Consider the following 24,604-nt stretch of genomic DNA (forward strand, 5'->3'; position numbering starts at 1 on the left):
CTAGTTGCAAGTGTGTGATGTACAAAGTTAAAAGCAGGCGGTAATAACCTTACTTAACTTGCAAGGTGTAGTACACCACATCCAAATCACCTAAGGGGTCGTGATGCACCCCTTGTTTAACAAACTCCATGTCGAGTTTAGTCATCACTTTAATTGAGGCTTTATTGTTTGGCATAGCGATGGCGCTGAACTGCTCAATTTTTGGGTTATGAGCGCGCAAATGGGCCATGATATGAGCCGCGGCCTCAGTGGCTAACCCTTTGCCCCATGTTTGCTTTTTAAAGCGCCAACCCAGCTCAATATCTTGGTCATTACGCGTAGTGTCGAAAAAGCCCATAGGCCTGACCAGCAGCCACCCTAGAAATGCTGTACTACTAATATCAAAGCAGCCCCACAGGCCCCAACCTTTCTCGGGGTTCACATAAGATGTAAGGCGCGGAATAAATGTCTGCTTAATATCTGCCACTGAGTGGGGGTGACCGCCATTAATGAATTTCATCACTTCGGGATCACTGTCTAAATCAGCCAGCAATGACAGGTCCGCAGCATTTAAAAGCCGATAGCGTAATCTTGGTGAGGGAGTAATATTCATATTTTCTAATTGTGCTTCAATAACTAAGCTAAAGTGTATCTTAGTTGATACCGGCAACAAGCGATAAAGTATAAAAGTTTACGTAGACGCTTGATTAGCACTTGATTAGAATACGCCGGCATTTTTAGGCGGGGATCACAGTGAAAAACGCAGTATTAGCACTTCGGCAGCGGCAAATTGCGGCTGCACAGCGAGAATATAAAGCCAGAGGCTCGAAGTTGGCCAGATGTGAGCAATGTTTATTAGCCTCGCACTTGTGCATTTGCGACCGTGTAGAGGTAGCTAATACAGAGTGTGCTGTTTGCCTGCTGATGTATCATAACGAAAGCTTTAAACCTTCAAATACTGGGCGTTTAATTGCGGATGTTATTCCTGATAACCACGCCTTTAGGTGGGACAGAACTGAGCCCGATCCTGAACTACTCGCGCTGCTTAATGACCCACAATATAATCCCATCGTGGTATTTCCTGAGCAAGGCGTGGCACCACAGCGAGTGGTTAAAACCGTTCCTGCACAGAATGGGAAAAAGCCACTGTATATCTTTTTAGATGGCACTTGGCGCGAAGCGAAAAAGATGTTTCGCAAAAGCCCATATTTAGACAGCTTTCCTGTGCTTTCCATTGCACCGCAAAAATTATCCGACTATAAGCTCAGAATTGCCCCGCATGAGCATCAACTTGGTACCGCCGAGGTGGCGTGCGTGCTATTTGATGAAGCTGGGGAATATGACGCCGCCGAAAAGCTAACGGCTCATTTTATTGATTTTAGAGACGCCTATTTAAAGGGCAAGCGAAGTAAGCTGTAAGCCATAAGAAGAGCGCGACCCACCAGGTGAGTCGCGCTAACGGAATCTTCTAACTGCATCCTGCAAAGTTGAGGGTATCAACGTCCTGAATCTGTCCTCATCCATGGCATCGCTTGGTGTTGTGTTTCTGCGAATAAGAGCCGATAGCTCTGTGTCCATTAGCTTGTAACGTCCGCTGTGTTGTCCATTTGGCTTCCTTTACCGGTTGAGCTCATCCAAGCTCACTTTTCCTTTCATGTGACTTCCTAAGTCACTGTGTCAGTACTAAGTGCACCTTAGTATTCCATTGACACCTGAGCCGCTTTAGTTGGCTGTTATAGCAACCAAACTCATGCGGCAAGTGAACATCCATGTACCTAAAGTTTGCCAGTACTTCCTATATACCGTCCGTTTTCATCCTTAACTGACTGTATTTCCATTACAGTAACGCTTACCTTTAGCGTATTGGCTTCTCCCCTTGAAGCATTCCTAGGCTCTGCTTGAGCCGACCTTTTACCCTGTAATGCCATCACACCCTGTAATGTGCGCCTTCGCTCTGATAAACCGCCAATCCATTACGGTAACCATTCCGCTGGTTTTCCTACCCTGAGCAAATTCCAATCGTCCAATCGCGCTCTTCATGAGACAAATACAGTATATGCCGGAGAGAGAAAAATGCGGGGTACAAAAAGTAACCTATCTTTGTTTCTGAGTTAGAGAAAAAATAAAAAAATCTAAATTTCAATGGGTTAAATGGTTTTGGTTAGTTATTTACACTACTTTTTACTCAATAACTGTCAACTAAGTGAGAGATATCTCACAGCGAACTTGCCGCTTAACGATAGCACCTACCTTTTTCAAACAATACTGACTGAGATTGAGGGTGTAAAAATGTCAGAATATAGGTAGAATTAGTTGATAATAATTATTGTTTCTCTATGGAGTTTACATGAAAAAAGCACTTGTCACTTTACTGGCCACGCTTACGTGTTTGCCTGCTGTTGCTGCAGACGAAGTAAATATTTACTCTTTTCGCCAGCCATTCTTAATTCAACCTATTTTGGATGACTTTACTAAACAAACGGGCATTCAAACCAATGTGGTTTTTGCCAAAAAAGGCCTAATTGAGCGGGTTAAGCGGGAAGGAAAGCACAGTCGTGCAGACTTGGTGTTAACTTCTAACTTCAGCGCTCTGATCCAACTTGAAGATGAAGGGCTAACACAAGAGATTGACAGTGATGTTGTCGACAACAACGTACCTGCAAAGTTTCGCGATCCGCAGGGGCAGTGGGTTGCGCTAACTAAGCGTGTACGTAGCGTCTATTCATCAAAAGAGCGCTTAGGTGAAATGGACTCGCTGACTTATGAAGCGCTCGCGGATGAGCAATATCGAGGCAAAATCTGCACTCGCTCTGGTAAGCATCCATACAACTTGGGTCTGGTCGCTTCCATGATTGCGCATCACGGTGAAGCCAAAACCAAAACTTGGCTTGAAGGTGTTAAGGCAAACCTGGCACGTAAACCACAAGGTAATGACCGCGCTCAAGTGAAAGCGGTTAAAGAAGGGCTGTGCGATCTAGCCATTGGTAACAGCTACTACTACGGCAAAATGATGCAAGACGAGCAGCAAAAAGCCTGGGCTGAAGCGGTGAATATTAACTTCCCTAACCAGCAAAATCGTGGCGCTCATGTTAATGTATCTGGCGTGGTCTTGACCAAGCACGCTAAAAATACTGAAAATGCCTTGAAACTGATAGAGTTTATGACGGACAATAAGGCGCAGAACATGTATGCGTCGACGAATATGGAGTACCCAGTAAAACCTGGCGTCGAGTTATCGGAACTTGTGGCATCTTGGGGTGAGTTTAAGGAAGACAGCCTACCATTGTCAGAGATCAGTAAATACCGTCCATTAGCACTCAAGCTAATCGATGAGGTAAAATTTGACCTTTAATGCAACTATCATTACCGCTGTCTAAATGGCAGAGTTTTGCGTGGCTGATAGGTTTAGGCCTGTCAGTCCCGCTGATGTTTCTTATTGTTGAGTCATTACAACCCGACTCAGAAGTATTTTCTCACCTTTGGGACACCGTCCTGTGGGATTATGTCGCCAATACCGTCATCTTAATCTTTGGCGTCTGTGTGCTGTGCGCGCTGATTGCTCTGCCACTGGGGTGGTTAACCGCTTATTGCGACTTTCCAGGACGGCGTTTCTTTGAATGGTCATTGATGCTGCCATTGGCCATGCCTACTTACCTTATTGCTTATGTTTATACCGACTTACTGGATTATGCTGGGCCGGTGCAAATTGCCTTGCGTGATTGGTTTGGTTGGCAGTCTCCCGATGACTATTGGTTTTTCGATATACGAACCCTTGCCGGCGCCATTACCATGATTGCCTTGGTGCTCTATCCCTATTTGTTTTTAATTTTTAGAACCGCCCTAAGAGAGCAGTCGTTTAAATTAGTGCAAGCGTCTCAGTTAATGGGTAAATCACCGGTAGCGAGCTTTTTTAAGGTTAGTTTGCCCTTATCCCGTGGCGCCATTGTGGCTGGATTGGCGTTAATTAGCATGGAAAGCATGGCGGATTTTGCCACGGTGCATTACTTTGCGGTAAGCACCCTGACAACCGCGGTCTATGACACTTGGCTGGGGTATTACTCGCTTACTGCCGCGGCAAAAATCTCAGGGATCATGCTGCTGTTTTTATTTTTAGCGCTGACCTTAGAGCGTCTCAGCCGTCCAACTCAAGTGGTGCACGAGCGCCAAAACAGCGTTAACAGCACCACCTTATATTATTTAAAAGGCTCCTCTGCTTGGCTTGCCACCGGCTTTTGTGGTCTGGTGTTAACGGTAGCGTTTATTATTCCAACTTGGGTGTTGGCAGACTATGCGGTAAATTATTTTGATCAAGCCTGGAATGATGCGTTCTTCCTTTATGCTTGGCAAAGTTTAAAAATTGCCAGTTGGGTCAGTGTAGTCTTAATTATTTTGAGCATGTTGGTGGTGTTTAACCAGCGTATTAGCAGCGGTAAGCGCACCACCATGCCAGGAAAGCTTGCCAGTACCGGGTATGCCTTGCCTGGCACCGTATTGGCCATTGCGGTGTTAATTCCACTGACGCTACTTGACGATAAGCTCAATAGCTGGCTGGAAGGCACGGCCTTTGAGCCGGGCTTATTGTTCAGCGGCACCTTGTTTGCATTGGTGTTTGCTTACATCGTGCGATTTTATGCCATCGCTCAAGGGGCGGTGGAGTCCAGTTATCAGCGTATTAGTCCAAGTTTAGACATGGCCAGCTTTTCCCTTGGTCGTAGCCGCTTTAAAACCATGCTAGGGGTGCATTTGCCCTTACTTAGGCGCGGTATCCTCACCGCTGCATTGCTGGTTTTTATTGAGTGTATGAAAGAGCTCCCTGCGGCCTTATTATTGCGCCCATTTAATTACGAAACTCTGGCGACACACGTGTTTCAGTATGTCAGTGACGAGCAGTTAGAATTGGCATCGGTGTCGGCTTTGTTTATTGTGGTGGTGGGCCTCATCCCTCTGTATGTAGTCAATCGTTCTATGGAGCAGCGTAGTTAAATGCATAGTTTAGTGCTTGAAAATCTCTCATATCGTTACGATGGTGAGCCTGTGGTTGACGGCTTAAACCTCAATGTCGAGCAAAACGAGATTGTCTGCTTACTAGGAGCCAGTGGCTGTGGTAAAACCACCACCCTTAAGGCAATAGCGGGACTGATTGAACCTCATCAAGGCTCTGTGACGATTCTTGGTAAAGCAATGAATGGCGAAAGGGGCTTTGTGCCGCCACAAAAGCGCAACATTGGCATGATGTTTCAAGACTATGCGCTGTTTCCACACCTGACTGTGGCACAAAACATTGCCTTTGGGTTAACGCAAAAAAATAAGCAAGAGCGCCGTCAGCGAGTCAACGAAATGCTCGAACTGGTTAGGCTAGAGCAGTTTGGTTCGCGCTATCCTCATGAGTTGTCAGGGGGCCAGCAACAACGCGTTGCCATAGCTCGAGCGTTAGCCTATCGGCCTAATTTACTGCTGCTCGATGAGCCTTTTTCTAATATTGATGCGCAAGTACGTTTTCAGCTGATCAATGAAATTCGTGAAATTATTAAAAACCAAGCAGTGTCGGCCATTTTTGTCAGTCACTCCAAAGAAGAGGCGTTTGCCTTTGCCGATCGCTTAGCGATTATGGACAAAGGGAAAATTGCTCAGGTTGGAGAGCCGCGCACCTTGTTTCAAAGGCCAAACACCAAAATGGTGGCAGAGTTTCTCGGGCAGGGGATTTATATCCCAGCGCAGCGGGTCAATGGCGCGGCGGTAGAAACCCAGTTTGGTGCGGTGCAATCGTTGATAGAGCTGGGAAATGATAATGCTAAAGGGGAAATGTATTTACGCCCACAGCACGTCACGTTAGAAAACAGCCCTCAAGGCGGTGTCGATATTTTGCAGCAGCGCTTTATGGGGACTGAGTATATTTATCGTGTTGCTCTTCAGGGACAGGAGCTGGAAGTGGCACACCCTGCCAGCGATCCACTGGACTTAAATCAACCTGTCTCTTTAAAAATTAAGGCACATGCTGTAAATTTCTTTTCTTAACATTAAATGAATAGAACAGGGAGTAGAGCATGGCGCTTGCCCAATCCGGTGTATGTGCTGAAGCAAACCTACACGGCTTGCATTTGTTCTTCAACGTGCTCGAAGGGCAAGATGAAGCGTTGCGCGCGGCGTTAGCCAATTGTGGACGCTTACAAGAAGAGCTGGAAGATCGCTTTTCGGAATCCATGCTGTCGAGCTTTGTTGCCGTTGGTGCGCAATATTGGCCGCACATTTACCCTGAGTTTATTCCTAAGGGCTTGCACAGTTTCCCCCACTTCCCTCAAGCAGAGCATGCGGTGCATAGCCAGCCGTTCGACTTACTGTATGTTATTCGTTCCGATCGCGAAGACGTGAATCATATTTTTGCGCAAAGCGTACTACACATGCTTAATGGCATGGTGGAGCTGGTGGCCCATGTGCGAGCCTTTCGTTTTTTAGATGGCCGTGACTTTAATGGTTTTATTTATGGCGCCGATACTCCCCGTGGACGTACTAAAAGAGAAGTCGCTTTGGTGCACAACCCCAATGCCGCAGATCACCTCGGTAGCTACATTCACGTTCAACGAGTTAAGTTTGATTTAATGCGCTGGCAAGCGCTGTCGCTCGCTGAGCAAGAGCAACTGATGGGCCGAACTCGCCTCGATAATGACTTACTGTCCGAGCCGAGCGAGTTTAACCATGCGCAAGCAACAGAACTGAAAGATCAGCAGGGTAAACCTCTATTACTGAATCAAAGCATGCCCTTTGGCGATGTCTTTGAACAAGGCAGCCTGTATATGAGCTGCAGTGCCCGAGGCGATGCCTTTGCAGAGGTATTACAAAGTCGCCTAGGGGAGGGCCAGCGCTACGATCCTATTTTGGATTACAGCAGTGCTGACATGGGCTCCGCGTTTTTCGCGCCATCCTTGGAGTTTTTAACCGTGATGGCAAAAATGCCAGAGTGATCCCAATCCGTATTGGCTTAGGATCAGACGTTATCAAACAGTGTTTTGACTTTGTCGAGGGTAACGTCAATTTCCGAAATTTTCGCAGGTGCGATAAAAATCGTGTCATCACCAGCAATGGTTCCTAACACCCCATCTGCTGTGCCTAATGAGTCTAATAAACGAGCAATTAGTTGCGCGGCCCCTGGGCTGGTGCGAATAATGATCATCATTTCATTGTGCATGATGTCAACCACAAGCTGGCGCAGTGGGCTTTTTGCCGTGGGTACACTCATTTCTGCAGGCAGGCAATAAACCATTTCTTGTTTGGCGTTGCGGGTACGAACTGCGCCAAATTTGCTGAGCATACGAGATACTTTACTTTGACTGACATTGTCGAAACCTTGCTCTTTAAGTGCTTCAACAATTTCCCCTTGCGAGCCAGAATTTTCTTCTTTTAAAATGGCTTTAAAGGCTTTGATAAGGGCTTCTTGTTTTTCTTGCGCTTGCATAACTTGTCTTCTTCTACGGCTAATCTTTAAATTCTACACAAAAGCGCCGAAATACCCAACACCGTATATATGCTTAAGATGCTTGTTGTAGCCGCAAATAAATAGGATCACCCTAGGTATTGGATGTACAGAGCAACCACAAAGACAATATTTAACGTGTTTAAGACGGAAAGTGCATAAAACTCCAGCTTACTATTTTTTTCGTCGTAGGAAGTGGCAAAATAAAACGAAAGACAAAGCCAAGAAAAATCTAACGAAGCAACGTTAAACTTGTTTTCACTTAAAAGTACCAGGTAAGTTAGAAATGCGCCCCAGCAAATCAAACTGAAATATTTGATAAGTTTAAATTTATTCATTTAATACCCGATAAAACTAATGGCCAACTAAAAGCCAGGTTCTACAGCTAAACGTGGTTTATAGCGTTTTCATTACACACCATTTATGCAGTGGGTATGCAGCGGTTGGTTTAGTAACCATTCAGCGCCACCGTTCCCAGTTTATCGCCGTAAAGCGCGAAGTGTCACGATCTTTACACTTTTGCTTAAGACATTAGTCAAAAAATCTCGAAAATAAGCGCGATTAATTTGTGTTTACTAGCGCTTTTCATTATCTTTACTGCACACTCAATTCCACCTTCAAATTATGGAGAATTCACATGAAAGTTGCTGTATTAGGTGCCGCTGGCGGTATCGGTCAAGCTCTATCTTTATTGCTAAAAAACGGTCTTCCAGCTGGCTCTGAGTTAGCGCTTTATGACGTTGCACCGGTTGTACCGGGTGTTGCAGTTGACTTATCTCACATCCCAACTGCAGTGAAAGTAGCAGGTTACGGTAAAGATGACCTAGACCCTGCGCTTGCTGGTGCTGATGTGGTACTTATTCCTGCAGGTATGCCGCGTAAGCCGGGTATGGACCGTGCAGACCTATTTAATGTCAATGCGGGCATCATCAAAACGTTGGCAGAAGGCATTGTTAAAAACTGTCCGAAGGCCCTTGTTGGTGTTATCACTAACCCAGTAAACGGCACGGTTCCAATCGTTGCTGAAGTATTCAAAAAAGCAGGTACTTATGACCCAGCCCGCGTATTCGGTGTAACGACACTTGACGTTATCCGTGCAGAAACTTTCATCGCTGAGTTAAAAGGCCTAGACGTGTCTGAAGTGAAGATCCCTGTTATTGGTGGTCACTCAGGTACAACGATCCTTCCTCTGCTTTCGCAAGTTGAAGGCGTTGAGTTTACTGATGAAGAAGTTGCGGCACTCACAACGCGTATCCAAAACGCTGGTACTGAAGTGGTTGAAGCAAAAGCCGGTGGCGGCTCTGCGACGCTTTCTATGGGTGCAGCAGCAGCGCGTTTCTGCTTCTCTCTCGTGAAAGGCCTACAGGGTGAAGAAGTACTAGAGTACGCTTATGTACAAGGTAACACTGGCGACGCTGAGTTCTTCGCACAACCCGTTGTACTTGGTAAAAATGGCGTAGAAAAGCTTCTACCTTACGGTGAGCTAAGCGCGTTTGAGCAAAAAGCAAAAGACGACATGCTAGCGACACTAGAAAAAGACATCAAAGAAGGTGTTGATTTCATGGCATAATTGCCAAATCGACACAAAAAACCAGTCATTTCATATGAAGTGACTGGTTTTTTTATGTCTTGAGCTCGAGCGGCTATTGCCACTCGAGTATTAATGCGGATTGGTATTAGTGCAGAATACGGGCTCGAATAGTACCTTCAACGGCACTGAGTTCTTTCAATGCCACCTCTGAGTGGTCACTGTCGACATCAATAACCACATAACCAATGGCATCGTCGGTTTGCAGGTACTGCGCCGCAATGTTGATACCATGCTGGGCAAACGCTTGGTTAATTTGCGTTAATACGCCTGGGCGGTTTTCGTGCACGTGCAACAAACGGCTACGATTAAGTAGCTCTGGTAGCGACACTTCTGGGAAGTTAACCGCAGTAACGGTTGAGCCGTTATCAGAGTACTTAGCCAGCTTACCGGCCACTTCAATACCGATGTTTTCTTGTGCTTCTTGGGTTGAGCCGCCTACGTGTGGGGTTAAGATGACATTGTCAAACTCACGAAGCGGTGAGATAAATTCTTCACTGTTTGATTTCGGTTCCACCGGGAATACGTCAATGGCGGCGCCAGAGAGCTTTTTATTGGCTAAGGCGTCGGCCAAAGCATCAATGTCTACCACAGTACCACGAGAGGCATTAATTAAAATGGCGCCTTGCTTCATGACTTCAATTTCCGCCATGCCAATGAGGTTTTTGGTCTGTGGCGTTTCTGGCACATGAAGACTGATAATGTCGGCGCGTTGCAGTAGCTGAGTCAAGGTTGCTACTTGCGTAGCATTGCCCAGGGTTAGCTTGTCTTCAATATCGTAAAACTCCACCTTCATACCGGTGTGCTCAGCCATGATCCCAAGCTGGGTGCCAATGTGGCCATAACCGATAATGCCTAGGGTTTTACCACGGGCTTCATACGAGCCCTCTGCGGATTTGTCCCACTCACCACGGTGCGCTTTGGCATTGCGCTCAGGGATACGGCGTAACAGCAGTAAAATCTCACCTAACACCAGTTCAGCCACCGAGCGAGTGTTTGAAAAAGGCGCATTAAATACGGCAATACCACGGCGCTTAGCGGCTTCCAAGTCGACTTGGTTGGTGCCAATACAAAAACACCCCACCGCAACCAGCTTTTCGGCATGGGCCAAGATGCTTTCACTCAGGTGGGTACGAGAGCGAATACCAACAAAGTGAGCGTCTTTAATGCGTTCGATGAGCTCAGCCTCGGGCAATGAGGTTTTCACGTATTCAATGTTGCTATAGCCATTACGCTTAAGTGTTTCTACGGCACTTTGGTGCACACCCTCTAACAACAAAATGCGAATTTTATCCTTTGCTAACGAAACCTTGCTCATCTGTACTCTCACTAGTTAATTTTTGGCCCCTCTGGGGTACCTGTTATGACAATATCGGCGCCACGCTCGGCAAATAGGCCATTGGTGACAACTCCAACGATTTGGTTAATCTGTTTTTCCAGCGACTTGGCAGCGTCAATACGTAAGCCATGGACATCTAAAATGACGTTACCATTGTCGGTTACCACCCCTTGGCGATAAACCGGATCGCCACCGAGCTTCAGTAACTCGCGCGCGACGTAGCTGCGTGCCATTGGGATCACTTCCACTGGCAGTGGAAATGCTCCTAAATGGTTAACGTGCTTGCTATCGTCGACGATACAAACGAATTTCTTTGCTACAGCGGCAACAATTTTCTCGCGAGTCAGGGCGGCGCCACCGCCTTTAATCATTTCGTTGTTGGCGTTAATTTCATCAGCACCATCAACATAAACGGCCAGCTCAGACACGTCATTTAATTCAAATACCTCAACACCTAATTGTTTTAGTTTTTCGGTTGAGGCTTCAGAGCTTGATACCGCGCCTTTAATTTTGTCTTTAATGCTGCCTAAGGCATCAATAAAGTGATTTACCGTAGAGCCAGTGCCCACACCGACAATGGTATTTTCTTCGACATAATTAAGCGCCGCCCAGGCCGCGGCTTTTTTCATTTCATCTTGAGTCATAACGCCACACATTGGTTGTCTAAAAGTGATGGTCAGTATAACGCAATCCGAATGGCAGCGGCAGAGAAAAACGCGCTATTTGTCACCGCGCTGAGCTTGCAGTCTTTACTGGCTACCAGCGATACAGCTGGCTAGGCGTCAGTATCTGCGGTAGAGGCACATCCCACGCCGCAGCGGGCAGATGTGCGACCTTCTGACAATCATGGGCTAAGCCAATTAACTGCGGCTTGCTGCGCTGTTGCTGGTAGTGTTGTGCCAGCGTTCTATCGTAGTAGCCGCCACCCATTCCAAGGCGGTTGCCTTGCTGATCAAATGCCACTAACGGCATTAGCAAAAAATCTAAGCTGTTAAGTGGTGCTACGCCTGTGCAATCCAACTTAGGTTCCAAGATAGCATAGCGATTTAGCTTCATGGGTGAGTTTTTTTCATACTTTTGAAAGAGCAAATTTTGCCGATTAAAGGGGTGTATTATGGGCAGGAAAAGCTGGTGGTTTTTGTCCCAAAGCTCTTGAATTAAAAGGGATGTGTCTAGCTCGCCATCGTTTTGCAGATAGAGCCCAACACGGGCATGTTTTGGGAGTTTGATGTGTTGAAAAAAATTAATACTTAATTGCGCGGCAGCCTGTTGTTGTTGTTCGGGAGTCAGTGAATTTCTTGACTCCCTGATGGCTTTTCGGATTTGACTGCGTTGATTATGAATTTTATTAATATGGGTATTACTTTTACTCATTACATGCCGAGCCACTCAGGGAAAAACAAGCCGACGCCTAAAATAATAAATAAGATCACCAGCACTGCCAGTAAGTAATACAGCCAGGCTTTGGATTTTGTTGGCGGAGTCGGTTCAAAGTCAAACTCATCAAATAGCTCTTTCGATTCCCACTCGTCCTCTGGCTCTTCGGTCACTTCATCATGACCTTGATAGCCGATGCGAGACTCTATGTCTTCAAGACGCTCTTCAATTCTGATCAGGCTGCTGGTGATGTAGTCAAGCGCCTCAAAAACGCGCTCTTGTTCAGCACTTTGCGGCTGTGCAGTGGCTGATTGAGCTTGCAGCTTAGCACCAATACCAACACTGGCAAGTAACTTAACCTGCTTTAATGCTTTGCTTTTATCAGCGGGGGCAAATAACGGTTTGCCCTTGTAGAATTGCTCGATTTTGCTGACCGAGGTTTTTAGCTTTTCTGCCAGTGTGGTGGCGGCGGCTTGTGGATCACGGCCTTGTGCCATACCGGCAAAAACCACTTTAAATTGCTCACTCATAGCAACTACCTAGCTCAATTATGATTATTAATGAGTATATCTAGATTATACCTAACTGTAGAGTGATTAAAGGGATTTCTTGTTTTGGCTGGGCTGAAGTAGCGGGGAAGCGGTTACTCGCCTCCCCAAATATCACTTAATAAAGGGCTGACTGACCTTTATCTGGAATGGTATTTAAGATGAATTCCCGCAGGTCATCGTTTGATTTGCGTAGATCTTCATGACGTAAATACATCATATGACCAGAGCGATAGCCTTTAAAGCTAAGGCGGTCACGCATTTTGCCACTGGGGTCGAGTTGCCACATATTGTATTTAGCATCAAAGTAGTTAGTGGCGCCATCATAATAGCCAGATTGGATCATCACATTTAGGTAAGGGTTTTGTGCCATAGCCAAACGTAGCTGCTCGCCTACGTTGTTATTACTACGATCCCAAGGATGAACTGGGCCAAACATATTGTACTTAACGTCTGTTTTATAGTTTAACTCGGCGTTAAAGTAGTGATTGATAGCTGGTGTGAATGAATGTAGCCATGAAGTGAGCTCTGGCCAGTAATCAGGACGGTTACCAGCATCGCGTTTATCAATTCCCAAATAGCGCGAATCCAAGCGTCCTAGGGTATAACCACGATCACGCAGTAATTCTTTCCAAAATGCAGAAGTTGGAATGTCGAGATTATTTTGCGCGACAAATTGCTCGCTCAAGCCGCTGTATTTAGCCACCGCCTTAGTAACTGCTTGCTTTTCTTGCTCGCTGATAAAGGCGCCTTTAGCTAACGCAGGTAAATAGCTGTCGATAGTGTAACTTTCGACTTCCTCAAGCACCTCTAATAGGTCTTTGCTTTGTAACTCGTTGGGCAGGGCTTTATGGTACCAGGCCGCAGCGGCATAGTAAGGTAAGCGGTTGGCAGCTTTTACCGGACCCTCTCGTTTAATGCCAATGTCCGTAGGTGATACAAGAACCACACCATTTAAATACAGCCATTGATTGTTTTGCATGGCATGAGCTAAGCCAGATACTCGGGTCGTACCATAGCTTTCGCCAATCAGGTATTTTGGCGATAGCATGCGTTGGTTACGGTGAATAAAGGTATTCAGCCATTCAGCCAAATACTTGATATCTGCATTGACGCCAAAAAACATGTCTTTTTGTTGTGCTTTACTGGGATACTCGCCATCTTCGTTTTTCAGCACCCGTGAATAACCCGTATTGACTGGGTTGACGAAAACGATGTCAGCCACGTCTAGCACAGAGTATGGGTTATCTTTTAGCCCATAAGGTTGTAATGGGTAGCCTTCGTCATCAATTTTTAATACCCGTGGTCCAGTATAAGCAATGTGCATCCATACTGAAGCTGAGCCTGGGCCACCATTGAAAGAGATCAGCAGTGGGCGTTTGCTCATGTCTTTGACTTTGCTGCGCTTGTAGTAGGTGTAGTGCAGGGTCGCCACGGCATCGCCGTCATCATTCCACACTGGTTGAGTACCGGTAGTGGCGGTGTAATTGATCCGTTCGCCGTTAATTTCAGTACGATGTTCAGTTGTTACTTTGTGATCTATCTCAATCGCTCGCTGATGTTCGTTTGCTAAACTAGGTACAGATAGCAAAGAGCAGCTGACGAGTAATAATGGCAGAAGTTTTTTCATTATTCCCTCGGTGTTTGTTTTGTTATTTACGCATTAAAGAGGGATTTTGCCTGAATTTCAAAGTCATTGAGATAAAACCAACAAAACAGACGGTAGGAATGGCGTTAATAAGGTGACATGTTTCCTTAAATTGCAACGCAATTGGTTTTTTTTAGCGCAGATTTCGCGTATATTTAATACTTATGTTCGTAGTAATAAAGTATTTAGCCTCGTTAAATTCTTGTTTCACTGCTTTATCGTAGTATAGGTAATCGATCCCATTTATTAGCACCTGTTGGTAAGCACACATAACAAACTGTGTTCACACATCAATTAAAGCCATACGTTAACCCTTGGCTTTGCTTATGGTGTATTTGCTCCCGCCAAACCTGCTGATTAGATGACATGATCGATAAAAGAGATTTCACTCCATGCAAAGAGTTTTAATTGTTGAAGACAGCAAAGTGGTGCAACAGGTGTTGCGGCACCTCACCGCACTGCACCTAGATGTCGAAATTGATTTTGCTTGGTCCCTCAAGGAAAGTAAGGCCTTTTTAGCCCAGCACCAATATACTTTAGCGCTGGTGGATTTAACCCTGCCCGATGCCATGGATGCCGAAGTGGTGCAGCTCACCCTCAGTCATGATATTCCCACGGTAGTATTGACCTCAAAAATCGACGAGTACAGCCGCCAGCAAATGCTGGAGATGGGGGTGGTCGACTATGTCATTAAAGATAACCGCGATTCTTATTTGTACGCCGTCAAACTGGCCTCACGCTTATTGCGTAACCAGGGATGCAAAGCTTTGATTGCAGATGATTCGGTCATCAGTCGTGCGGTGATGCGACAAATGCTAGAAAAGCAGCTATTTACGGTATTGGAGGCAGAGGATGGTGAGCAAGCGTTAGAGATGCTCAGCGCAGATCACGATATCAAACTGTTACTGACCGATTTTGCTATGCCCACCATGGATGGCTTTGAGCTGGTGAAGTCGATCCGTAATAGTCGTGGTCGTGACGAACTCGCTATTATCGGTTTATCTGGTGCAGGAAGCCACGGTTTATCCGCTAAATTTATCAAATATGGGGCCAATGACTTTTTAGCTAAGCCCTTTATGAATGAAGAGTTCCATTGCCGAATCATGCAAACCATGGAACAGCTGAATCTGATTGCAGAAATAAAAGAGTATGCGCACCGTGATTACCTAACTGGGCTCTATAACCGCCGCTATTTTTGTCAACAGGCAGAGCGGCTAATAAAAGCCAAGCCAAGCCAGTATATTCTCGCACTGCTTGATCTTGACCACTTTAAAGCAATCAACGACCGCTTTGGTCACGAAAGTGGCGATGAAGTGTTAAAGCAAGTTGCCGATTTATTGCGCAGTGCGTTTGGGCACTACGTGGTTGCCCGTATTGGCGGCGAAGAGTTTGCTTTGCTCATTCCTAGTTCCGATATGGCAGTGGCGACACAGATGCTAGAGGATTTTCGCAAGCGACTGGCTGAGCAACCCTTTAAGCTGGTCGAGGACAATCACCATTGCACCATCAGTATTGGTCTGGCTGCTTGCCAAACTAAGAGCTTGAGTGAAGTGATGCGTAAAGCCGACAAAGCCCTATATCAAGCCAAAGAGCGACAAAGAAACTGTGTGATGGTGCATTAATCATTTGCCGTTATTGCGACGCACCAAAGCAGTTCAGCGCTCGGAACAATGCACCTATATGGTGCATTTTTTATGCGTTTTATTCTTTCGATATTTATAACCCTCTGTAAATAAACAAGTAAAAAGGTTGGCACAAAGGTTGGATTACTGCTCTTAACAGGATCAACTGTCCTAAGGGGACTCAGCATGAAAATGATAAGTGCAATAATAAAACCATTTAAGCTTGATGAGGTACGTGAGGCGCTCGCCGATCTCGGGATCGAAGGGATGACGGTGGTAGATGTTAAAGGGTTTGGTCGTCAACGCGGCCATACCGAGCTCTATCGCGGCGCCGAATACCAAGTTGACTTTATTCCAAAAATAAAAATCGAGATAGCCACCTTAAGTGAAAACGCCGAGCGCGTGGTAGAAACACTGACCAAGGCAGCGTATACCGGCAAAATTGGGGACGGCAAAATCTTTGTATACGACCTAGATCAAATCGTTCGGATCCGCACTGGCGAATTCGACGAAGCGGCAATTTAAGGGGTGACCGAACGATGGAAAACACAATAATAGAACTACAATTTTCGTTAAACACGTTTTACTTTCTTATTTCTGGGGTGCTAGTGATGTGGATGGCAGCGGGTTTTGCCATGTTAGAAGCAGGCTTAGTGCGCTCTAAGAACACCACTGAAATCCTTACTAAAAACGTCGCTCTGTACGCCATTGCTTGTACTATGTATTTGCTGATTGGCTACAACATTATGTATGTAGATAACGCTGAAGGAGGTGTCTTACCAAGCCTTGGCGCGTTAATTGGTAGCCCGTCAGCCGATGCCGATCATGCATTGCAATCGGACTTTTTCTTCCAAGTGGTGTTTGTGGCCACTGCGATGTCGATTGTCTCAGGGGCCGTGGCGGAGCGCATGAAGCTATGGGCCTTTTTGGTTTTTTGTGTGGTATTAACCGGCTTTATTTACCCGCTTGAGGGCTATTGGACGTGGGGCGGTGGCTTCCTTGCTGAACTGGGCTTTGTTGACTTTGCTGGCTCTGCAATTGTGCACGGTGCGGGTGCTGCTGCGGCGCTTGCCGGGGTGCTGCTGCTAGGCGCTCGCAAAGGAAAGTATGGCAAAAATGGTGAAATCTACCCAATCCCAGGTTCTAACATGCCACTTGCCACATTAGGTACATTTATCTTGTGGATGGGCTGGTTTGGTTTTAATGGCGGCTCGCAACTGTTTTTAGCAGATAAAGAAAACGCCATAGCGGTAAGTCAAATTATGTTGAATACCAATGCTGCTGCAGCAGCAGGCGCTATCGCTGCATTACTGGTATGCAAATTAATGTGGGGCAAAGCGGATTTAACCATGGTATTAAACGGTGCTTTGGCCGGGCTGGTCACTATTACGGCTGAGCCGGCTTCACCAACACCAATGCTGGCCTGTATTTTAGGTGCTTTAGGTGGTGCATTAGTGGTATTTAGCATTGTCGCTCTGGATAAAGCAAAAGTAGATGACCCGGTAGGGGCTATTTCGGTGCACGGTGTGTGTGGTGCTCTTGGGGTGATGATGGTGCCATTTTCTAATGCCGATGCCACCTTCCAAGGTCAAGCCGTTGGCTTAGTAACGATTTTAGGCTTTGTTTTCGTCGCTTCCTACGTTGTTTGGAGTGTATTGAAAGCCACTATGGGGATCCGTGTGGGTGAGGAAGAAGAGCTCAGTGGTATGGATCAACATGATTGTGGCGTCGATGCCTATCCCGAGTTCGTGACAGTTCGCGGACAGTAGTAACTGCATTACAGCAATTGGCTCTCGGTCAATATTGTAAAATTCTCGTTGTCTAAACCAAGTGGGCGCTCAGGTGCCCACTTTTTTGTGCTTTCAGCAGTTGTTAATTTACGATACCCTACCATCTGGCAATGTTTGACGTAGTTTTACTTGGACCATGACGGATAAAAATAATCGCAACAGCAAAAAAAAGCCAAGCAACAAAGCTAAAACCCCACGAAAAAAGACCACCAAAGCAACCACTCCGTCGCGGTTACAACGAGCTAAAAGCCGAGTTTTAAGTGCCATCTGGTCGTTTTGTTGGAAGGGCAGCATTGCCGCACTGTTTTTAGTCGCCATTTATGTCATTTACCTCGACGCTAAAATCAGCCGTCAATTTGAAGGCAATAAATGGGAGCTGCCAGTTCAGGTCTATGCCCGGGCAATGGCATTTTCGCCGGATCAGTTTCTTAATGAAGATGAAGTGCTGTGGGAGCTGGAGCGTTTAAACTACTCCTTAGTAAACCGCATTAGCCGCACCGGTCAGTATACTGTGCAAGGCCGTACCATTACCATTTATCGTCGTGCCTTTGAGTTTTACGATGGCCCTGAAACGGCACAAATATTTACCCTTAATTTTGCTGGCAAAAAGCTAGCAAGTATCGTTGCTGCCGATGGTAGGCGCATTAACCGTGCCCGATTAGAGCCCGTGCAGATCGCCCGTATTGGCAATGAAACCCGCCAAGACAGAGAATTTGTGCCGCTGGAAAAGTTTCCGACCATTTTTAAAGAAACCTTATTGGTGGTGGAAGACCGCGGCTTCTACGAACACCACGGTGTCTCACTATGGTCCATCATGCGCGCCTTATATGCCAACATCAAAGCGGGTAGGACGGTACAAGGGGGGAGTACTTTAACGCAACAACTGGCTAAAAACTTCTACCTCACCCGCGAGCGCTCATTGATACGGAAAATAAACGAAGCCTTTATCGCCTTAATTTTAGATTTTCGTTACAGCAAAGATGAGATTTTAGAAGCCTATTTAAATGAGGTCTTTGTAGGGCAAGCCTATAACCAAGGCGTCCATGGTATGGGGTTGGCGGCAGAGTTTTACTTTGGTAAACCGGTCGATGAGCTTGAGTTTGATCAAATTGCCATGTTGGTCGCCATGGTCAAAGGGCCCTCGTATTACAACCCCAGAAGATACCCAGAAAGAGTGATGGAGCGTCGTGACCTGGTATTACGTCTGATGGTGGAAAATGGCTTAATTTCAACCCCTGAATACCGTGCTGCGCTGGAAAGACCGATTGCTGTAAAACCGCTGAAAGCCAGCCGATTGCAGTCCTTTCCTGGCTACCTTGAGCTGGTGAATCGCGAACTTGACACCATTATCCACGATGATGAAGTCGTCGATTCCGGGCTGAGAATATTTACCTATCTTGATTTGCAAAAGCAAGCGGCCATGGAAGATGCCGTGAAAAAGGGCTTACCTTATCTGGAGCGCCGATTCCAAACCGAAGAGCTGGAAACGGCGATGTTATCGGTTAATGTGAAAAAGGCTGGGGTTTCAGCGCTGGTGGCAGGGCGGCAGTTAAAGTTTTCAGGCTTTAATCGCGTATTAGACACCAAACGAAATATTGGTTCTTTGGTTAAGCCTGCGATTTACTTATCGGCTTTGAGCAATCCTAATTTTCATCTAGGTATGCTGCTAAACGATAACCCTATCCAAGTCACTGATAGCTCAGGGCAAGTGTGGTCACCAAGCAATTTTGATAATCAGTATCGCGGACAAATTCCGATGTATGAGGCATTTAGCCGCAGTATTAACATTCCGGCGGTGAACTTAGGTTTAGAGCTGGGAGTAAGTCGTGTGGCAAATACCCTTAATAACCTTGGGGTTTCAGACTCTACTCCACTCTATCCATCACTACTGTTAGGGGCGCTTGAGCTCTCCAGCTTGGAAATGGCTGAAGTATATACCACCTTGGCAGACAATGGCCGTCATAGCGAGTTGACCAGCGTTATGGCCATTACCGACTCTGTGGGTAAAGTAGTCTATGAACATCAGGTAAGTAAACGGCAACAGCTAGACAGTGAAGCGGTTTATATGACCAAATACGGCATGAAAAGAGTCACTAAAAAAGGCACGGCAAAGCGCTTAAACTTACATTTCCCCTCAGTGCAACTGGCGGGGAAAACTGGCACCAGCAATGACTTACGTGACAGTTGGTTTGCTGGGTTTGACCAAAATACCGTGACTGTAGCTTGGATTGGTCGTGACGACAATAAGCCCACCGGCTTAACCGGCAGCACCGGTGCCTTAGAGCTGTATATCCGTTACCTTAAGCCGCTTAATCCTCAGGCCATCGTAGATGAGCGACCCGAGTCTATTCGTTGGGCGTTTTTCAACCCGCAAACTGGCAAACAAGCCGCGCCCAGTTGTGGCCCGGTGATCCAGCTGCCTATTCGAGCCAGCTTGTTTGAACCTAGGCCGCGTTGTAATTAATCTTTGTAGCAGTGGAGTATTCTTCACGGCAATAAAAAAGACCCATAACGGGTCTTTTTTAGCGTATAAGCGAGAAAAAAGCTTATAGTTTAGCGAAGGCGTTTTTAGCCGCTTCGATGGTCTTCGCTATTTCCTCATCACTGTGCATGGTGCTAATAAAGCCGGCTTCAAATGCTGAAGGTGCTAGATAAACGCCTTCATCTAGCATCAAGTGGAAGAACTTTTTAAAGCGCTCTAAATCACACTCTGTCGCTTGCTTGTAGCTGGTGACTTTTTCAGCATCGGTAAAGAAGAAACCAAACATGCCACCGGCGTAGTTGGTGGTTAAAGGAATGTCAGCGGCATCCGCTGCGGCTTGGAAGCCCTCACACAGCGCTTTACTCTTGGCTTCTAGCTCTGCATGAAGGCCTTCTTCAGATAATAACTCCAGTGCCGTCAGACCTGCTGCCATGGCAATGGGGTTACCCGATAGTGTACCGGCTTGATACACCGGGCCTGTAGGGGCAATGTGATCCATGATCTCGTTTTTACCACCGAAAGCGCCTACCGGCATGCCGCCGCCAATGACTTTACCTAAACAGGTAAGATCCGGAGTGATATTGTAGTATTGCTGTGCACCACCTAAGTCAACGCGGAAACCCGTCATCACCTCATCGAAGATCAGCACGCTTTGGTTGTCAGTACAGATCTGACGTAAGCCTTCTAAAAAGCCTGGAACGGGTGGAATACAGTTCATGTTGCCAGCAACCGGTTCGATGATGACACAGGCAATTTCATCTTTATATTGTTCGAAAATGGCTTTTACTTCATCCAGATCATTAAATGATACGGTTAAGGTGTGCTTAGCAAAGTCAGCTGGAATGCCCGGTGAGTTAGGAACCCCCATGGTGAGTGCCCCTGAGCCTGCTTTAACTAGCAGGGCGTCGGCATGGCCATGGTAACAGCCTTCAAATTTCAAGATTTTATCACGGCCAGTGTAGCCACGTGCCAGGCGAATGGCGCTCATGGTGGCTTCTGTGCCGGAGCTTACCATGCGGACTTTTTCAATGGATGGCACCAAGGCTTTGACTTTTTCGGCCATTAAAATTTCGGTCTCAGTGGGCGCACCATACGAAAGGCCATTTTCAACGGCCTCGAGAACGGCTTGTTTAATTTTAGGGTGGTTATGACCTAAGATCATCGGGCCCCACGAGCCAACATAGTCAATATAGGCTTTGCCGTCAGCGTCATAAGTATGTACGCCCTCGGCTTTAGTGATAAACAGTGGCGTGCCACCAACGCCATTAAAAGCGCGGACAGGTGAGTTAACACCACCAGGAATAGAGTCTTGAGCTCGTTTGAATAGGTCTTGACTGATAGTCATTGTTGGTCCTTTTTAGCTGTCACGTTTGCGGCTAAACCAAGGTACATCGACCTCGTATTTTTCCACTTGGTTTTCAACACCTAGCGTTAAGGCAAATAATGCCATACGGATCAGAACGCCATTTTGCACTTGGCGGAAAATCGCTAGGTTGTCATTGTTATTAAGATCGTTATCCAGTTCATTGGCATCACTACGGCTGTCGCGAGGTAGCGGGTGCATCAGCACTGAGCTAGGCTTGCAGTGGGCGTCATAAATCGCTTGGCTGATACGAAAGCCACCACGATAGCGGTTTGCTTCTTCTTGCGATGGAAAGCGCTCTTCTTGGATCCGAGTTTGATAGACAATGTCGGCAGCAAGATTGCCTTCCATTTTTGACACCACCTCGATTTGGTGCCCTGCGTTGGCCACCACATCAAGAATGGATTGTGGCATTTGTAGGCCGTCTGGCGCCACCATGGTAAAACGGATGTTGTTGTAGTGACTGAGTAACTTCGACAAAGAGTGCACAGTGCGGCCATACTTTAAGTCGCCGACTAAGGCAATGTGCATGCCGTCGATGCCAGAGCCATAGCGGCCAAGCTCTCTATCAATGGTAAGCAAGTCGAGCAATGCTTGAGTGGGGTGCTCGTTGGGGCCGTCACCTCCATTGATAACCGGCACATCTGAACCGGTTGCAAACTCAGCGACGGAGCCGGCATCTGGGTGGCGCATGGCAACGGCATCAGCATAGGCTGAAATCACGCGAGCGGTATCATAAAGCGACTCGCCCTTGGCCAGTGCCGAACTTTGCATGCCGGTGGTTTCACGCACTAGGCCGCCCAATAAATTAAAAGCGGTGCCAAAACTTACCCGTGTTCTGGTGCTGGGTTCAAAAAATAAATTGGCTAAAATCGCCCCCTCTAATACGCGAGTGCGCTTTTGCTTCTTGGCGTAGGGTTCCATTTTTTTAGCGATGGAGAAGATGTGTTCAATGGAATCTCTGTCGAGTTGGTTAACAGAGAGAATGTTTTCACCTTGGAAACTGAACATGTGGCGATTCCTAAAGACAAATTGATAACCGGGTTGCGCAGTCGCTCACCCAACCAGATAACACGCAGATAGTGAGCGGTTATTGGAGCGACATTATAGCACGGTTACAGCGCAGGTTTTAAGACTGCAAGAAAGACTATTGCTAAAAGAATCAGCACCGGGAATTCATTAAAAAAGCGGTAGAACTTATCACTACGATGGTTGCGGTCATGCTTAAAGTCGGCCAGTAACTTGAAGCAATAGCCGTGGTAGAGGTAGAGCAAGATCACTAACACCAATTTATAGTGAAGCCACATGCTATGGCGAAACCATTCGCGACCATACTCGGCAATCATTAACACGCCAAACACCGCCGTTAAAATGGCGAACGGCGTAACAAAGAAAAGTAAGCGCCGTTCCATGATTTTCAGCATGGAACTACACGACTTTTCTTCCGTCATGGCATGGTAAACAAATAATCGTGGTAGATAAAAAATGCCGGCAAACCAGGCAATCATAAAAAATAAATGTAAGGCTTTATAGGTCAGCAAAAGACTCATGATGTTTTCCAATGGTTATTAGGGTGCACACACCGGGCACCTTGTTATATATGGTTCTTGGTTACAGTAAACTATTACGAATGGTGAGAATATGACGGATCTGATCCCACCGTAACAATCCTAAAATTTGTTGCTCGTCTTTTTGATTGTAAATGTACACCGCCCCAGAGCGTTTATCTTTTAAGATATCAAAGGCATCGGCTAAAGTGGCCTGAGTACTCAACCCTTGCAGCTCAATGTAAGAGACAGAAACACTGCCTTCAGAGACCAAGTTTAGGTCATATTCTGCCAGTCGATAGCCCTGTTGTTCATCAAATACGATGAGTGGCGTTTGACTGTCGACGGCGGCCAGGGTTTCTTTGATTTGCTCTTTGTCATCGGAGTAGAGCAGTTTAAAGTGCTCATCCATTTCATCCATGATGCCGACTTTTTGTAACGCTTCTTTGGCTGGCGAGACTTGGTAGGGCAGGCCTTGAAAATCGAGCTGCTGCAAAAAGATAGAGCGGTTACCGAATACCTGCAATGCGGTGACATAGGCACTGGTGATCACCAACATGGCCGGAACAATAATAGTGGGGTTAGAGGTTAATTCCATTACCGCGGTTAACGCCGCCAAGGGGGCGTGCAGGGTGGCTGCCAGCAAGCCGGCCATACCCAAAACACCATAGGTTCCGGCAACGTCGGTTGCAGGCGTAATATAGTGAGCAAAAAAAGACATTAACGTCCCCATGATAACCCCAAGGCCGATAACCGGACCAATTAGCCCGCCTGGAATACCGAGCCCAATAGCAAAAATGGTCGCCAGCAATTTGGCAATTAAAATGGTGGTGAGCAATTGAATGTCATCGGGAGATTCCACCGCTTGGGTAATGGCACTCATGCCCGAGCCCATGGCTTCTGGCGCGGCATAACCAATTAAGCCGGCGATAAGTCCGGCTAACAGTAAGCGTGGAAACATGCTGATGGGTTTAAATGTTTTGATGATCATCATCAAGTTTTGATTAAAAGCAAATGCCACCGCTCCCAGCGCTGCGCCACACACGATTAAATAAGGGTAGTGCCAAAAACTCAGAGGCGTAATGTCAATCAACGCAAGTTCAGAGCTGTTACCAAACACATATTGCGTGCTGAGCGCCCCAATCACTGAGGCCAGCATAATGGGCACAAAAATATGCACTTTATATTCCCGTAACACCACCTCCATGACAAAAATAACGGCGGCCAAAGGAGTGTTGAAAGAAGCCGAGATCCCAGCGGCAACACCGCAGCCTGCGAGGGTTCTGGCGGCGTTGAGTGGTAAGTGGAGGCGCTCTGAAAGCACGCTGGCTGCCGTCGCGCCCATATGCACAGAAGGGCCTTCGCGACCAACCGAAAAGCCACTGATTAACGCCACGGCACCACCAAAAAATTGGTTGGCAGAATTCCAAATCGGCATATGGCCATAATGGTGCTTTATGCGATTAATCACATAAGGAATGCCAAGGCGATAATGTTTAAAGCCTGTTAAAGCGGCAAAGGTGGCAATTAATAACGCGGCTAACACCGGAAGAAATAAACGGTGTAACTGAGATAATTCGGTAAAGTCATCGCCGTGGCTTAAAAAGCTGGCTTGCACCAGTTCAATGGTGAGACGAAAAGCAATAATTAATAGCGCCGCAAGCAAGCCTGCTACTGCACCAAGGAGGCACAGTTGTACTGAGGTTTTAGGTTTTGCGAGACTGCGTCTGAGCGCATCCAATGACATGAGCCGCCTTCCATAACTATCGACCGCTTAAGAATAACAAATTTTTTAAATTAAATCCTTGTGCTATCACAAGTTACTGTTATCAAAACACCGTAACAAGGGAATT

At 46.6% G+C, this 24,604-nt stretch carries 21 protein-coding genes; 10 read left to right on the forward strand and 11 right to left on the reverse strand.

Annotation, left to right across the window (positions count from 1 at the left end; genetic code table 11):
* Window positions 1-49: 49 nt before the first annotated feature.
* Window positions 50-592, reverse strand: coding sequence for a GNAT family N-acetyltransferase (locus R3P39_RS17365; protein ID WP_336569027.1), 543 nt, complete (start codon window positions 590-592; stop codon window positions 50-52).
* Between the two features lie 140 nt (window positions 593-732).
* Here R3P39_RS17365 and R3P39_RS17370 point away from each other — a divergent pair, with 140 nt between their 5' ends.
* From R3P39_RS17370 to R3P39_RS17390, 5 genes are all read left to right on the forward strand, one after another.
* A complete protein-coding gene (locus R3P39_RS17370) occupies window positions 733-1,398 on the forward strand; it encodes a tRNA-uridine aminocarboxypropyltransferase (RefSeq protein WP_336569028.1) in 666 nt (221 codons plus the stop codon).
* Between the two features lie 928 nt (window positions 1,399-2,326).
* Window positions 2,327-3,331 carry a Fe(3+) ABC transporter substrate-binding protein gene (locus tag R3P39_RS17375; RefSeq protein WP_336569029.1) on the forward strand — a complete coding sequence of 335 codons (1,005 nt, stop codon included), beginning with the start codon at window positions 2,327-2,329 and terminating at the stop codon, window positions 3,329-3,331.
* The gene (locus R3P39_RS17380) at window positions 3,331-4,962 is read left to right on the forward strand and encodes an ABC transporter permease (RefSeq protein WP_336569030.1); all 1,632 of its coding nucleotides are present in this window, start codon (window positions 3,331-3,333) and stop codon (window positions 4,960-4,962) included. Before R3P39_RS17375 ends, R3P39_RS17380 begins: the two co-directional genes overlap by 1 nt.
* On the forward strand, window positions 4,963-5,994 hold the full coding sequence (locus R3P39_RS17385) for an ABC transporter ATP-binding protein (RefSeq protein ID WP_336569032.1): 1,032 nt from the start codon (window positions 4,963-4,965) through the stop codon (window positions 5,992-5,994).
* 29 nt (window positions 5,995-6,023) lie between these two features.
* Window positions 6,024-6,938 carry a Dyp-type peroxidase gene (locus R3P39_RS17390; protein ID WP_336569033.1) on the forward strand — a complete coding sequence of 305 codons (915 nt, stop codon included), beginning with the start codon at window positions 6,024-6,026 and terminating at the stop codon, window positions 6,936-6,938.
* A gap of 23 nt (window positions 6,939-6,961) precedes the next feature.
* Here the strand turns inward: R3P39_RS17390 and argR are convergent, their stop codons facing one another.
* Window positions 6,962-7,429, reverse strand: a complete 468-nt coding sequence (argR, locus tag R3P39_RS17395) for a transcriptional regulator ArgR (RefSeq protein WP_336569035.1) — start codon at window positions 7,427-7,429, stop codon at window positions 6,962-6,964.
* Window positions 7,430-8,084: 655 nt separating this feature from the next.
* Between argR and mdh the strand changes: the two genes are divergently transcribed.
* Window positions 8,085-9,017: a malate dehydrogenase gene (mdh, locus tag R3P39_RS17400; RefSeq protein ID WP_336569036.1), complete on the forward strand. Its 933-nt coding sequence runs from the start codon at window positions 8,085-8,087 to the stop codon at window positions 9,015-9,017.
* A 106-nt stretch (window positions 9,018-9,123) separates the two neighbouring features.
* On the opposite strand, the gene serA is transcribed toward mdh, so the two are convergent.
* From serA to R3P39_RS17425, 5 genes are all read right to left on the reverse strand, one after another.
* Window positions 9,124-10,353, reverse strand: coding sequence for a phosphoglycerate dehydrogenase (serA, locus tag R3P39_RS17405; protein ID WP_336569037.1), 1,230 nt, complete (start codon window positions 10,351-10,353; stop codon window positions 9,124-9,126).
* 11 nt (window positions 10,354-10,364) lie between these two features.
* Window positions 10,365-11,018, reverse strand: coding sequence for a ribose-5-phosphate isomerase RpiA (rpiA, locus tag R3P39_RS17410; protein ID WP_336569038.1), 654 nt, complete (start codon window positions 11,016-11,018; stop codon window positions 10,365-10,367).
* A 112-nt stretch (window positions 11,019-11,130) separates the two neighbouring features.
* Window positions 11,131-11,748, reverse strand: coding sequence for a 5-formyltetrahydrofolate cyclo-ligase (locus tag R3P39_RS17415; RefSeq protein WP_336569039.1), 618 nt, complete (start codon window positions 11,746-11,748; stop codon window positions 11,131-11,133).
* On the reverse strand, window positions 11,748-12,281 hold the full coding sequence (locus R3P39_RS17420) for a hypothetical protein (RefSeq protein ID WP_336569041.1): 534 nt from the start codon (window positions 12,279-12,281) through the stop codon (window positions 11,748-11,750). The genes R3P39_RS17415 and R3P39_RS17420 overlap by 1 nt, the downstream gene beginning before the upstream one ends.
* A gap of 136 nt (window positions 12,282-12,417) precedes the next feature.
* Window positions 12,418-13,929, reverse strand: coding sequence for a S10 family peptidase (locus R3P39_RS17425; protein ID WP_336569042.1), 1,512 nt, complete (start codon window positions 13,927-13,929; stop codon window positions 12,418-12,420).
* Between the two features lie 410 nt (window positions 13,930-14,339).
* Between R3P39_RS17425 and R3P39_RS17430 the strand changes: the two genes are divergently transcribed.
* The 4 genes from R3P39_RS17430 to mrcB all read left to right on the forward strand — a co-directional run bounded on the left by R3P39_RS17430 (window position 14,340) and on the right by mrcB (window position 19,823).
* On the forward strand, window positions 14,340-15,569 hold the full coding sequence (locus tag R3P39_RS17430) for a diguanylate cyclase (RefSeq protein ID WP_336569043.1): 1,230 nt from the start codon (window positions 14,340-14,342) through the stop codon (window positions 15,567-15,569).
* Window positions 15,570-15,755: 186 nt separating this feature from the next.
* Complete coding sequence (locus R3P39_RS17435; protein WP_336569044.1) at window positions 15,756-16,094, forward strand: P-II family nitrogen regulator; 339 nt, start codon at window positions 15,756-15,758, stop codon at window positions 16,092-16,094.
* Window positions 16,095-16,108: 14 nt separating this feature from the next.
* Window positions 16,109-17,338 (forward strand): ammonium transporter, encoded by a 1,230-nt coding sequence (locus R3P39_RS17440; RefSeq protein ID WP_336569046.1) that lies wholly within the window; start codon window positions 16,109-16,111, stop codon window positions 17,336-17,338.
* Window positions 17,339-17,495: 157 nt separating this feature from the next.
* Window positions 17,496-19,823 (forward strand): penicillin-binding protein 1B, encoded by a 2,328-nt coding sequence (gene mrcB / locus R3P39_RS17445; protein WP_336569048.1) that lies wholly within the window; start codon window positions 17,496-17,498, stop codon window positions 19,821-19,823.
* Between the two features lie 82 nt (window positions 19,824-19,905).
* Here mrcB and hemL read toward each other — a convergent pair whose 3' ends face one another.
* The 4 genes from hemL to R3P39_RS17465 form a co-directional block, all read right to left on the reverse strand.
* On the reverse strand, window positions 19,906-21,186 hold the full coding sequence (gene hemL, locus R3P39_RS17450; protein ID WP_336569050.1) for a glutamate-1-semialdehyde 2,1-aminomutase: 1,281 nt from the start codon (window positions 21,184-21,186) through the stop codon (window positions 19,906-19,908).
* A 12-nt stretch (window positions 21,187-21,198) separates the two neighbouring features.
* Window positions 21,199-22,215: an aspartate carbamoyltransferase gene (locus tag R3P39_RS17455; protein WP_336569051.1), complete on the reverse strand. Its 1,017-nt coding sequence runs from the start codon at window positions 22,213-22,215 to the stop codon at window positions 21,199-21,201.
* Between the two features lie 104 nt (window positions 22,216-22,319).
* Window positions 22,320-22,754 (reverse strand): CopD family protein, encoded by a 435-nt coding sequence (locus R3P39_RS17460; protein ID WP_336569053.1) that lies wholly within the window; start codon window positions 22,752-22,754, stop codon window positions 22,320-22,322.
* 61 nt (window positions 22,755-22,815) lie between these two features.
* Window positions 22,816-24,498 carry a chloride channel protein gene (locus R3P39_RS17465; RefSeq protein WP_336569054.1) on the reverse strand — a complete coding sequence of 561 codons (1,683 nt, stop codon included), beginning with the start codon at window positions 24,496-24,498 and terminating at the stop codon, window positions 22,816-22,818.
* Window positions 24,499-24,604: the final 106 nt, after the last annotated feature.

This window comes from Pseudoalteromonas sp. UG3-2 (assembly GCF_037120705.1).
In the GTDB taxonomy this organism is placed as follows: domain Bacteria; phylum Pseudomonadota; class Gammaproteobacteria; order Enterobacterales; family Alteromonadaceae; genus Pseudoalteromonas.